Here is a 12,168-nt window from a genome sequence, read left to right as displayed (position 1 = left end):
CGCCGCGTCGCGCGGCGGTGGCTGGCGGGGCGGCGGGGCGGCGGCCCGGTCCCAGGGGCGTTCCACACCCGCCTCGCGAGGCACGACCCGGTCCGGCAGCGGCAGCCGTCCGGCCCCGCGCAGCGGTACGGGCCGCCCGGGGTCGCGGACCACGGGCACCGGACTGCGGCCGGCCAATCCCCGGCTGCTGCGCCAGCGGCTGTTCGTGTTCGTCGTCGTGACCCTGCTGGTGGCGCTCGGCATCGCCCTGGTGCAGGGCTGCCAGGGACCGGCGCAGGGACTCGGCGGCGGGGACGGCGTACGGCAGCGGCAGGAGCAGCCGCGGCCTGACGACACGCCGCTGGAGGCATCGCCCGGCCGGGCCCTGGCGCCGGGTGTCGCACCGGACGGGACCGCCGGGGCCTGACATCTGTCAGGGGCGGAAAGGGGGCCGGGTCGTCACCCCTGGGGGCGGCCCGTGGCCACCGCGTAGAAGGCGACCGCTGCCGCCGCGCCCACGTTGAGGGAGTCGACGCCGTGGGACATGGGGATGCGGACCCACTCGTCGGCGGCGACCAGAGCCTGGGTGGACAGCCCGTCGCCCTCGGCGCCGAGCATCAGGGCGACCCGGTCCATGCGGTGCGGGGCGGCCTCGTCGAGGGTGCGGGCCTTCTCGTCCGGGGTGAGGGCGAGCAGCGTGAAGCCGGCCTCGCGGACCGACTCCAGTCCCTTGGGCCAGGTGTCCAATCGGGCGTACGGGACGGAGAAGACCGCGCCCATGGAGACCTTCACGCTGCGGCGGTACAGAGGGTCGGCGCAGTCCGGGGAGAGCAGGACCGCGTCCATGCCGAGGGCGGCGGCCGAGCGGAAGATCGCGCCGATGTTGGTGTGGTCGTTGACCGACTCCATGATCACCACACGGCGGGCGGTGCGCAGCAGTTCGGCCGCGCTGGGCAGGGGCTCGCGCCGCATGGAGGCGAGGGCACCGCGGTGCACGTGGTAGCCGGTGACCTGTTCGGCGAGCTCGGGGCTGACCACGTACACCGGGGCCGGAAGGTCGTCGATGACGTCGCGCATGACATCGACCCACTTGGCGGACAGCAGCATGGAGCGCATCGCGTAGCCCGCGTCCCTGGCCCGCCGGATGACCTTCTCGCCCTCGGCGATGAACAGGCCCTCGGCCGGTTCGCGCTTGCGGCGCAGTTCGACGTCGGTCAGACCCGTGTAGTCGCGCAGGCGCGGATCGTCGGGATCGTCGACGGTGATGAGATCGGCCACAGGGTGATACTGCCTTGTCCTGGATGCGGTGCCAACGGCTGGGGATCGCTTGCGTTACCGGGGGTTACATCGACGGCTGCGGGCCCACCCGGACGACCTCGCCGATGACGATGACCGCGGGCGGCTTGACCTCCTGCGTACGGACCGTCTCGGCGACCGTCGCCAGGGTGGCGTCGACGCGGCGCTGGGCGGCCGTCGTGCCCTCCTGGACCAGGGCGACCGGGGTGTCGGGGGACTTGCCGTGCGCGACCAGGGTCTCGGCGATCTTGCCGATCTTGTCGACGCCCATGAGGATCACCAGCGTGCCGGTCAGCCTGGCCAGGGACGGCCAGTCGACCAGGGAGCGTTCGTCGTCGGGGGCCACATGCCCGCTGACCACGGTGAACTCGTGGGCGACGCCCCGGTGGGTGACCGGGATGCCGGCCGCGCCCGGCACCGAGATGGAGCTGGAGATGCCGGGCACGACCGTGCAGGGAATGCCCGCCTCGGCGAGCGCCTGCAGCTCCTCCATGCCCCGGCCGAAGACGTACGGGTCGCCGCCCTTGAGGCGGACGACCGACTTGCCCTGCTTGGCGTGCTCGATGAGCGCGTGGTTGATGGCCTCCTGGGCCATGAAACGGCCGTAGGGGATCTTCGCGGCGTCGATCACCTCGACGTGCGGCGGGAGTTCGGCGAGCAGGTCGCGTGGGCCGAGGCGGTCCGCGATGACCACGTCGGCCTCGGCGAGCAGGCGACGGCCCCGGACCGTGATCAGGTCCGGGTCGCCGGGACCGCCGCCGACCAGGGCGACGCCCGGGGTGCGGGTGCGGTGGTGGGGGGCGACGAGGGTGCCGTCGCGCAGGCCCTCGACGACCGCGTCGCGGATGGCGGCGGTGTGGCGGGGGTCGCGGCCGCGCGCGTCGGTGGTCAGGACGGCGACCGTCACGCCCTCGCTGGTGCCGGTGGCGGGGGTCCAGGCCGTCGCGGCGTCGGCGTCGTCGGAGCGGACGCACCAGACGCGGTGGCGTTCGGCCTCCGCGGAGGCCGCCTGGTTGGCCTCGGGGTCGCTGGTGGCGATCAGGGCGTACCAGGCGTCCGCGAGGTCGCCGTCGGCGTACCGCCGCTTCTCCCAGGTGATCTCGCCGGCGTCGGCCATCGCCTCGACGGAGGGGGTCGCCTCGGGGGACACCAGCAGGACGTCGGCGCCCGCCGCGATCAGGGCCGGGAGGCGGCGCTGGGCCACCTGGCCGCCGCCGAGGACGACCACTTTGCGGCCGGTGAGGCGGAGGCCCACGGGGTAGGCGGGGTGTTCGGCCATGAGGGTGCGGCTCCTCGGACAGGCGGCGTGCGATGGGCGCTACGGCTCTGGAGCAGCCCTGACGTGCGGATTTTAGACGTGGGTTCAGCGTACGGCCGGGGTGGGGTGGGGCGACGGAGTCCTCCCGGGCCCACGCCCGGCCTTCGGCTGCCTGGTTACTTCTCGGTGACGCCCGCCGAGTCGAACGTCGCCACCTCGTGCATCGCCCGGGCCGTGCTCTGCACCAGCGGCAGCGCGAGCAGGGCGCCCGTGCCCTCGCCCAGGCGCAGATCGAGGTCGACCAGCGGGCGCAGGCCGAGCTTGTTCAGCGCGGCGACGTGACCCGGCTCGGCGCTGCGGTGGCCGGCGATGCAGGCGGCCAGCACCTCGGGGGCGATCGCGCGGGCCACGAGGGCGGCGGCGCCGGCGCTGACCCCGTCCAGGATCACCGGCGTGCGCAGCGAGGCGCCGCCCAGGAGCAGGCCGACGAGGGCGGCGTGCTCGAAGCCGCCGACCGCGGCGAGGACGCCGATCGGGTCGGCCGGGTCCGGCTGGTGCAGTTCGAGGGCGCGGCGGACGACGTCGGTCTTGCGGGCGAGGGTCTCGTCGTTGATGCCGGTGCCGCGGCCGGTGACCTCGGCCGGGTCGGCCCCGGTGAACACGGCGATGAGCGCGGCGGACGCCGTGGTGTTGGCGATGCCCATCTCGCCCGTGAGCAGCGCCTTGTTACCGGCGGCCACCAGGTCGCGGGCGGTCTCGATGCCGACCTCGATGGCCTTCTTGGCCTCCTCGCGGGTCATCGCGGGCCCGGTGGTCATGTCGGAGGTGCCCGCGCGGACCTTGCGGGGCAGCAGGCCCGGCGTCGCCGGGAGGTCGGCGGCGACGCCGACGTCCACGACGCACACCTCGGCGCCGACCTGGGTGGCGAAGGCGTTGCAGACCGCTCCCCCGCCGAGGAAGTTGGCCACCATCTGAGCGGTGACCTCCTGCGGCCAGGGGGTGACGCCCTGGGCGTGCACACCGTGGTCACCGGCGAAGATCGCTACGGCGGCGGGTTCCGGGATGGGCGGCGGGCACTGGCGGGACAGGCCCGACAGCTGTGCGGAGATGATCTCCAGCATGCCGAGGGCACCGGCCGGCTTGGTCATGCGCTTCTGGCGCTCCCAGGCCTCGCCGAGCGCCTTGGCGTCGAGCGGGCGGATCTGTGCGACGGTCTCGGCGAGCAGGTCGTGGGGTTCCTCTCCGGGCAGGGCGCGGCGGCCGTACGTCTCCTCGTGGACGACCCAGGACAGCGGGCGGCGCTTGGACCAGCCCGCCTGCATCAGCTCGGGTTCGTCCGGGAACTCGTCGACGTACCCGACGCACAGGTAGGCGATGACTTCCAGGTGCTCGGGCAGGCCGAGGGCGCGGACCATCTCGCGCTCGTCGAAGAAGCTGACCCAGCCGACGCCGAGTCCCTCCGCCCGGGCGGCGAGCCACAGGTTCTCGACCGCGAGCGCGGCGGAGTACGGGGCCATCTGCGGCTGGGTGTGCCGGCCCAGGGTGTGGCGGCCGCCGCGCGTCGGGTCGGCGGTGACGACGATGTTCACCGGGGTGTCGAGGATGGCCTCGATCTTCAGTTCCTTGAACTGCTTCGCCCGGCCCTTGGGCAGGGACTTCGCGTAGGCCTCGCGCTGGCGCATGGCCAGCTCGTGCATGGTGCGCCGGGTCTCCGCCGAGCGGATGACGACGAAGTCCCAGGGCTGCGAGTGGCCGACGGAGGGCGCGGTGTGGGCGGCCTCCAGGACGCGCAGCAGCACCTCGTGCGGGATCGGGTCGCTGCGGAAGCCGTTGCGGATGTCCCGGCGTTCGCGCATGACCTTCAGGACGGCCTCGCGCTCGGCGTCGGCGTAGGGGGGCGCGGCCGGACCGGTGGACTGTCGTTCTTCTGCCACGGCCGCCGTGCTCTCTTCTTCCGGTACCTGAGGGGCTTGCTCGACCTGCTGGTCGTGCGGGTCTTCCTGGTCGGCGGCCCGGGTGTCCAGGTCGTCGGCGTTCTGGAGGAGTTCGGGGCCGGTCCCGGCCGCGGCGTCCGCGTCCTCCTCCGCGCGGGGCGCGGGAACCGCCGCGGCGGGCTCGGGTGCCTGCTGCTGCGCGGTGACGGCGGGCGACGGGGCCGGGGCGTTCGGTACGGGGCTCTCGACCGGCACGGACTCGCCGACGGGCTGGTCCGGGTGGGGCTGAGGCTGCTGCGGCAGACCGCCGGGCTGGGGCGTCGCGTCACCGGGTCCGGCCTCGGCGGGTGCCTCGGGGGCGGGCGCGGGGGCGGGCGCGGGGGCCGGGCCGGCGGCGGGCTGCTGCGGTGCGGGTACGTCAGCGGACCGGGCGGAGGCGTCCGGGGTCGCGCCGCCGGCCTCCACGCCCGGGGGCACGGGGTCGACCGGGCCCGGCTGCGCGGGGATCACCGCCTGACCCTCGGCCGCCTGCCCTTCGGGAGCGGGCGGGAAGGCCTGGGAGGCCTGGGTCTGCTGAGGGCCCTGGACGTGCTGGAGCTGCTGCGCCTCGGGGAGGGGCTGCTGCGCCTCGGCAACAGGCTGCCCGTCCTGATCCTGCTGTTGCTGCGCGGCGGATACGGGGGCGGTCTGCGGGGTGTGGCCAGCCGGGTCAGGGTCAGGGTGCGAGGGCTGGGCGACCTGCTCGGTGTCCGGCTGCGGGTGCTGAGCCACCTGCTCGGTGCCCGGCTGCGGCTGGACCTGTTCGGGGGACACGGTGGCGACCTCCTGGCCGGGCGCCGGGGAGCCGTCGGCCGGCTGCGGCGACTGGGCCGCGTCCGCGGCGGGCGGGACCGGCGTGGCCTCGGGCGCCGGGGCGGGCGCAGCCTCGCCCGGCGGAGGGGACACGGCCTCGGCGGGTGCGGCGGGCTCGGTGACAGGGGCCGACGCCACCGGCTCGGCTTCCTCTGCGGGGGCCGGGGCGGCGGCCGCCTCGGGCGCCTGGGCACCCTCGGGTCCAGCGGCCTGCGGAGTCTGAGCAGCCGTCTCGGGCGTGCCCCCTTCGGAAGCGGGAGCAGCAACGGGCGCGGGGCCGCTCGCCTCAGGAGCGGGCACCCCGGCCTCGCCCCCGGTCGGCTCCGGGGAGTCCTGCGCAGGGGTGGCCGCCTCGGGGCCCGCCGTCTCCTGGCCCTGGGCGACGTCCTCCGCGCCGGTGACCTGCGCAGCCGGCTCGACGGACGCGGTGCCCGCGACCTGCGCAGCCGGCTCGACGGGCTCGACGACCTCCGGCTCGCCCCCGCCCGGGGCCTCGGACGCCTGGGCGTGCTCGGGCGCGGCGGACTCGGGGGCCTCGGCGGCCTCCGGGGCCTGGACCGTCTCACCGGCGGCACCGGGGTGCTGCGCGTCGCTCGCGTCGGAGGCCGGAGCCACGTCCGGCCCGCCGTCCCCGGCGGAGCCGTCCGCGAGGCCCTGCCCGGCCTCCGGCGCGGTGCCCGCTGCCGCTCCCTCGGTGGCGGGGGCCTCGGCCACGGGCTCACCGCCCGGGGCCTGCGTGCCCTGCGGAACCTGCGCCCCGCCGTCCTGGACCTGGGCGCCCGCCTCGGTCGCGACCCGGGCGACCACGGCCTGCGCCGCGCCCACCGGTCCGGCCGCCGGAACAACCGTTTCCGCAGGCGCCGCCCCGGCGCTCACCGGCGCCTGTGCCACGGGCTGCGCGCCCCAGGGCGCCGCCGGCTGCGGAGCCGCCTGCGCGGGCGCCTGCTGCGCGCGCGGCGCGTCGAGGTACTCGGGGCCCGTCGCCGGCGCGGCGGGCTGCCGTACCGGCGCACCTGCGGGGCCGCGGTCGGCGAGCGAGCGCACCGGGCTCGCCGAGGTGTCGGGAAGGGGCGGGCCGAGGTGCAGCGGTCTGCGCGGGGTGATGGGCGGGATCGGCGGGGGGTCGGGCAGGCGGACGCCGCCGAGGTCGACCGAGCCGCTGTCGCGGCCGGACAGCTCGTGCGCCTCCGGCTGGTGCACGGCCTCGACGACCGGCTCCGGTGCGGGCGGGGGGACCTCGTTGCCCCAGGCGCCCTGGGCGCCCGGCAGCAGCAGGTCCTCGTCCTCGGCGGTGGTCTCGGAGACGTAGGCGTACGAGCCGTGCGCGGGGACGCCCGGCTGCTCCACCGTGCCTGCGCTCTCCGGCAGTCCCTCGCCCGGGACCTGGCCGGTGTCGGTCATGCGTACCCCTCGCCCATCGGTTAGTGCTTCTACGACCAGCTCACCCGGAACGGCGCACCGACCGCCCCGCAGTGAAGAACGAGCGTGCGTCCTCAGCGGCACGAACGGCCCGTTCCAAAAAGGCGACAAAACCATTCACTGGCATTGTCGCGGGCGTTCCGCCGTCACGACAGCTTGATCCGCGACGGTTCCGCTGTGGACTGCGCCACGTTGCGCGTCCTCACGGTTCTGCCGTACCACACCCGCCCCAAAAGGGGTGGGTTTTCCGGACATTGGCCGACGAAGCGCCGGGTGCCCGTGTGCGGTGCAGCGATCGGCCAGCCTACCGCGCGCGGTACGACAAACGGATCTCGGGGACGGGCACAGGGGTCAGGGCGTGCGGTCGGGCAGGACGCCGCTGAGCAGGAACGCGACGCTCCGCTCCTTCTCCGTCCAGGCCCTGGTGTCCAGTTCGACGGACTGCAGGAGGGCGCACTCGACGCGGTAGCCGTGTTCGGTGAGGTCCCGGCCGATGAGCTCGGCGGCGTCCCGGGTGGCGGCGTGGGTGACGATGCGCTGCGGGCGGCGGTCGGCGACCGCGGAGACCACGGCCGCTCCCCCGCCGCCGACCCGTACGACGTCCGGTTCGGGGAGCCGTTCCAGGATGTGCGGGGCGGTGCCGTGGACGATCTGGAGCTGGACGCCGAAGCGGCGCGCGGTGGCGTCGGTGCGGGCGCAGGCGTCCAGCTCGCTGTCGACGGCGAGGACGGCGGCGCCGGCGCGCGCGGCCTCCACGGCGAAGGCGCCGCTGCCGCAGCCGATGTCCCACACGAGGTCGCCGAGGCGCGGTCCGAGCCGGGCGAGTTGGGAGGTGCGCAGCAGGTCGGTCTCGCCCTCGCCGAGGTCGCCGCCGTACGCGACGGCGGGCAGGGACCAGCCGCGCGGCCCCGCGGAGGGGTCGCGGCCGGCGATCCAGCCGCCCGACTCGGCGCCGCCGGCCGGGCCGCCGATGGCGATCACGACGTTGGGGTCGCGCCAGGTGTGGTCGGCGGCCTTGTCGGAGGTGACGACGGTGACCTGTTCGCGTGCGGTGCCGAGTTCCTCGCAGATGACGAAGGTGCGGTGCACGCCCTCCAGGAGGAGTCCGAGTTCGGCGGGGCCGGCGCCGGGTGCGGTGAGGACCGCGACCTTGGTATGGGCCCGGCACACGTTCACCGCGCGTCGCAGCGTACGAGGGTGTGCGACGACCACGTGGGCGTCGTCCCAGGGCATGCCCGCCCGGGCGAAGGCGGCGGCGACGGAGGACACGGCGGGCACGACCTCGACCTCGAGGCCGAACTCCGGGGCGCGCAGCGTACGGACGACGCCGAAGAAGCCGGGGTCGCCGTCGGCGAGCACGACGGCGGTGCCGCGGTGAGCGGCGATGCGGCGGGCGGCGAGGGCGACGCTGCCGAGCCGGATGCGCTCGGCGGCCGGGGGCACCTCGGGGAGCGCCAGGTGGTGGGCGGCACCGGCCACGAGGGTGGCGGCGCTCAGCGCGGCGCGTGCCGCGGCGGTCAGCGGCGAACCGTCCCAGCCGATCACCGTGACCCGGTCGGCCATCGTCGTCAGTCTCCAGGGGGTTTCGCAGGTCGTCAGCGCCCGCCTGTGGCGGGCGGGCTCCGTGAGAGTACCTGGTCGCGCCGCGAGGAAGCGGAGGCGGCGGTGCCGGCCCCGGTCCGGGTCGGTCAGTTCCAGTCGGAGTAGTTCGTGAACCCGCTCTCGGCGAGCGGCTCCCCCGCGCCTTCCAGGTCCTCCGGGAGGAGGCTCCACACGATGAAGTCGGTGCGTACGTCGGTCCACGTGCCGTCCTCGGCACGCACGCGGGCTATGCAGGCGTTGCGCAGCACGCCTTCGCTGATACAGCCGATCTTCTGGGCGACCTGCTGCGCGGCGGTGTTGTCGGCCGCCGTGCGCAGCTCGATGCGCTCGAACTTCTGGTCGGTGAAGAGCCACTGGGCGGTGGCGAGGGCGGCCTCGGAGGCGTAGCCCTCGCCGCGGGCCCAGGGGGCGATGACGTACGACAGCTCGGTGGCGCGTACGTGCCAGTTGGTCCCGGTGAGCTGGATGACGCCGACCAGGCGCTGGGTGAGGAACTCGGTGACCGCCAGGTCGAGGCCGCGTCCCGCGGCGCGTTCGGTGGGTGCGTGGTCGGTGATCCAGGTGCGGGCGCCGTCCTCGGTGAAGGGCTGGGGGACGTCGGTCCAGGCCGCGACCTGCTCGTCGTTCATCATCTCGGCCAGGGCGGTGACATCCTCCTCGTCGAGGGGACGCAGCACCAACCGCTCCGTGCTGATGGAGATGTTGGGGAAGGTGCTCGTCATGCGCCGCTCCGTAACCTTCGATACCTTCGAAACCTTGGCCTGCTGAACTGCCCAGCATGCAGCATGAAAGCACTCAACCGCACCACGGGGCCCGCTCCTTCACCAGGAGCGGACCCCGTGCGCGGGAGTGCCTCAGAAGGAGGCCAGGACGGAGCCGGCGTACTTGTCCTCGATGAACTTCTTGACCTCCGGGGAGGTGAGGAGCTTGGCGAGCTTCTTCACCCGCGGGTCGTTCTCGTTGCCCTTCTTGACGGCGAGGAAGTTGCCGTAGGGGTTGTTCTTCGGGGACTCCAGGACGAGGGCGTCCTTGGCGGGCTTCAGGTCGGACTCGATGGCGTAGTTGCCGTTGACGACGGCGGCGTCCACGTCGTCCAGGGAGCGCGGGGTCTGGGCCGCCTCCAGCTCCTTGAACTTCAGCTTCTTCGGGTTCTCGGTGATGTCCGAGGGGGTCGCCTCGTTGCCCACGCCGTCCTTGAGGGTGATGAGCCCGTTGGCGGCGAGCAGCTTCAGGGCGCGGGCCTCGTTGACGGTGTCGTTGGGGACGGCGACGGTCGCACCGGTCTTGAGGTCGTCGGCCTTCTTGACCTTGTGGGAGTAGAGGCCGAGGGGCTCCAGGTGGACCGTGACGACGGGCACGATGTGGGTGCCGTTCTTCTTGTTGAAGTCGTCGAGGTACGGCTGGTTCTGGAAGTAGTTGGCACCGACCGAGCCGTCCTCCGTCGCCGTGTTCGGCGTGACGTAGTCGGTGAACTCCTTGACCTGCAGGTCGAGGCCCGCCTTCTTCGCCAGGTTGTCCTTGACGAAGTTCAGGATCTCGGCGTGCGGGACCGGGCTCGCGGCGACGACGAGCGGGCCCGAGGTGCCGGAGGCGGAGTCCTTGCCCGCGCCGCAGGCGGTGAGCCCGAGGGTGAGGGCTCCGGTGGCGAGGACGGCGGTGGTGAACTTGGCGGTGTTACGCACGAAAAGTGCCTTTCCTTGTGGGTGGTGCGACCCCGTCGTGGGTGAACGGGGAGTCTCGGGAGGGAATGCCGCAGGACCGGTCAGGCGACCTTGCCGACGTCGGCTGCCGCGGGGTCCTTGGCCTTGAGGAGGCGGAGCTTGGGAGCGGGCCCGGAGCGGCCGCCCCGGCGGTGCAGGGCGCGGGCCGCGTAGTCGCCGGCGAACTGGATCAGCGAGATGACGACGGCGAGGATCGCGACGGTGATCCACATCAGGCCGGTCTCGAAGCGCTGGTAGCCGTAGCGGACGGCGAGGTCGCCGAGTCCGCCGCCGCCGACGGTGCCCGCCATGGCGGAGTAGCCGATGAGCGCGATGACCGTGGTCGTGGTGCTGGCGACGATCGAGGGCAGGGCCTCGGGGACGAGGACCTTGCGGACGATGGTCCAGGTGTTGCCGCCCATGGCCTGCACGGCCTCGACGAGCCCGTGGTCCACTTCGCGGACAGCCGTCTCGACCAGGCGCGCGAAGAAGGGGATGCCGCCGATGGCGAGCGGCACGATCGCCGCCTCGCTGCCGATGGTGGTGCCCGTCACCCAGCGGGTGAAGTTCATCAGGGCGACCATGAGGATGATGAACGGCAGCGAGCGGCCGATGTTCACGACCTGTCCGATGACCTTGTTCACCACGACGTTCTGGAGCAGGCCGCCCCGGTCGGTCAGGACGAGCAGGATGCCGAGCGGGAGACCGCCGAGCACGGCGATCAGGGTGGACCAGCCGACCATGACCAGCGTCTCCTGACACGCCTGCTGCAGCAGCGGCTGCATCTCGGTCCAGGTCACTTGGCGGCCCCTTCCTTCACCAGCGCGGACTCCTGCCCGAGCACGTCGATCTGCAGTCCCTGTTCGCGCAGGAAGCCGATCGGTACGACGTTGTCCTCGTAGCGGCCGGGCAGTTCCAGGCGCATCCGGCCGACCTGCAGACCGCCGACGGTGTCGATGGCGGCGCCGAGGATCGATATGTCGATGTTGTAGGTGCGGGCCAGCTGCGAGATGACGGGCTGGGTCGCGCTCTCGCCCTGGAAGGTGACGTCCAGGACCGTGCGGTCGTCGCCGGACGCCTCCCCGCCGACGGGGAAGAGGGCCGAGGCCAGTTCCGAGCCGGGGGTCGCGAGGAGTTCGCTGACGGTGCCGGACTCGACGATGCGGCCCTTGTCCATCAGCGCGGCCGAGTCGCAGATCGACTTCACGACGTCCATCTCGTGCGTGATGAGCAGGACGGTCAGGCCCAGCTGCCGGTTCAGCTCGCGCAGCAACTGGAGGATGGAGCGGGTGGTCTCGGGGTCGAGGGCGCTGGTGGCCTCGTCGGACAGCAGCACCTTGGGGTCGCCGGCCAGGGCCCGGGCGATGCCGACGCGCTGCTTCTGGCCGCCGGAGAGCTGGGCCGGGTAGGCCTTGGCCTTGTCGGCGAGACCGACCAGGTCGAGCAGTTCGAGCGCCTTGCGGGAGCGTTCCTTCCCCGACTTGCCGAGGATCTCCAGCGGCAGTTCGACGTTGTCCTGCACGGTCCGCGAGGACAGCAGGTTGAAGTGCTGGAAGACCATGCCGATCCGGCTGCGCGCCCGCCGCAGCTCCCGCCCGGCCCTCGGGCCGCGGCCGGCCAGGGCGGTGAGGTCCTGCCCGTCGACGGTCACGGTGCCGGAGGTGGGGCGTTCGAGCAGGTTGACGCAGCGGATGAGCGAGGACTTGCCGGCGCCGGACTGGCCGATGACGCCGTACACCTCGCCTTCGCGGACATGCAGGTCGACGCCGTCCAGGGCGGTGACCTCGCGGCCGCGTGAGCGGTAGACCTTGGTGAGGCCCGATGTCGTAATCACGTGGTTTCCGTCGGTGTCGAGTGCGCGGCGCGGGTGTGGGCGCCGGGCACGAGGCGTTCAGGGTCTTCGGGTGAAGCGGCCTGGGCGCAGCACGGTTCTCGTGAGCGCGGCGGAACCGGGGAGAACGCAGTGTGCGCGGGGCGTGGCTCAGTCCGCCGCGGCGGGCGCGGGCGCGGACAGGAGCGGGCTCTCGCTTCGGGGCGCGAGACTCAGGTGATGCAGGGGCCCTCTAGAAAGCACACATTCGGCACATACAGTGCGCACGACACAGGCAACGAGCACCGGGCGTCAGGG

The 12,168-nt window shown here is 73.6% G+C and carries 8 protein-coding genes and 1 pseudogene; 1 reads left to right on the top strand and 8 read right to left on the bottom strand.

Annotation, left to right across the window (positions count from 1 at the left end):
* Nucleotides 1–406 (top strand): annotated as a pseudogene (locus AB0K80_RS31315) (serine/threonine protein kinase); the annotation flags it as partial.
* A gap of 32 nt (nt 407–438) precedes the next feature.
* Here AB0K80_RS31315 and AB0K80_RS31310 read toward each other — a convergent pair.
* The 8 genes from AB0K80_RS31310 to AB0K80_RS31275 all read right to left on the bottom strand — a co-directional run bounded on the left by AB0K80_RS31310 (nt 439) and on the right by AB0K80_RS31275 (nt 11,874).
* Nucleotides 439–1,257 (bottom strand): RNA methyltransferase, encoded by an 819-nt coding sequence (locus tag AB0K80_RS31310; protein ID WP_365675504.1) that lies wholly within the window; start codon nt 1,255–1,257, stop codon nt 439–441.
* 64 nt (nt 1,258–1,321) lie between these two features.
* Nucleotides 1,322–2,554, bottom strand: a complete 1,233-nt coding sequence (gene cobA / locus AB0K80_RS31305) for a uroporphyrinogen-III C-methyltransferase (RefSeq protein ID WP_365675502.1) — start codon at nt 2,552–2,554, stop codon at nt 1,322–1,324.
* 155 nt (nt 2,555–2,709) lie between these two features.
* Nucleotides 2,710–6,720: a nicotinate-nucleotide--dimethylbenzimidazole phosphoribosyltransferase gene (cobT, locus tag AB0K80_RS31300; protein WP_365675500.1), complete on the bottom strand. Its 4,011-nt coding sequence runs from the start codon at nt 6,718–6,720 to the stop codon at nt 2,710–2,712.
* 369 nt (nt 6,721–7,089) lie between these two features.
* The gene (gene cbiE / locus AB0K80_RS31295) at nt 7,090–8,301 is read right to left on the bottom strand and encodes a precorrin-6y C5,15-methyltransferase (decarboxylating) subunit CbiE (RefSeq protein ID WP_365675498.1); all 1,212 of its coding nucleotides are present in this window, start codon (nt 8,299–8,301) and stop codon (nt 7,090–7,092) included.
* A 125-nt stretch (nt 8,302–8,426) separates the two neighbouring features.
* Complete coding sequence (locus AB0K80_RS31290; protein WP_365675496.1) at nt 8,427–9,062, bottom strand: GNAT family N-acetyltransferase; 636 nt, start codon at nt 9,060–9,062, stop codon at nt 8,427–8,429.
* A gap of 132 nt (nt 9,063–9,194) precedes the next feature.
* A complete protein-coding gene (locus tag AB0K80_RS31285) occupies nt 9,195–10,022 on the bottom strand; it encodes a MetQ/NlpA family ABC transporter substrate-binding protein (RefSeq protein ID WP_365675495.1) in 828 nt (275 codons plus the stop codon).
* Between the two features lie 80 nt (nt 10,023–10,102).
* Nucleotides 10,103–10,840, bottom strand: coding sequence for a methionine ABC transporter permease (locus tag AB0K80_RS31280; RefSeq protein WP_365675493.1), 738 nt, complete (start codon nt 10,838–10,840; stop codon nt 10,103–10,105).
* Nucleotides 10,837–11,874: an ATP-binding cassette domain-containing protein gene (locus AB0K80_RS31275; RefSeq protein ID WP_365675491.1), complete on the bottom strand. Its 1,038-nt coding sequence runs from the start codon at nt 11,872–11,874 to the stop codon at nt 10,837–10,839. The genes AB0K80_RS31280 and AB0K80_RS31275 overlap by 4 nt, the downstream gene beginning before the upstream one ends.
* Nucleotides 11,875–12,168 lie beyond the last annotated feature (294 nt).

Source organism: Streptomyces sp. NPDC052682 (assembly GCF_040678435.1).
Taxonomy (GTDB): Bacteria; Actinomycetota; Actinomycetes; order Streptomycetales; family Streptomycetaceae; genus Streptomyces.
This window is presented reverse-complemented; position numbering and strand designations above follow the sequence as displayed.

Bases quoted from the DNA above. Each gene is read 5' to 3' on its own strand.
- cbiE (WP_365675498.1), bottom strand. From the start codon at position 8,301: ATGGCCGACCGGGTCACGGTGATCGGCTGGGACGGTTCGCCGCTGACC.
- cobT (WP_365675500.1), bottom strand. From the start codon at position 6,720: ATGACCGACACCGGCCAGGTCCCGGGCGAGGGACTGCCGGAGAGCGCA.
- cobA (WP_365675502.1), bottom strand. From the start codon at position 2,554: ATGGCCGAACACCCCGCCTACCCCGTGGGCCTCCGCCTCACCGGCCGC.
- AB0K80_RS31290 (WP_365675496.1), bottom strand. From the start codon at position 9,062: ATGACGAGCACCTTCCCCAACATCTCCATCAGCACGGAGCGGTTGGTG.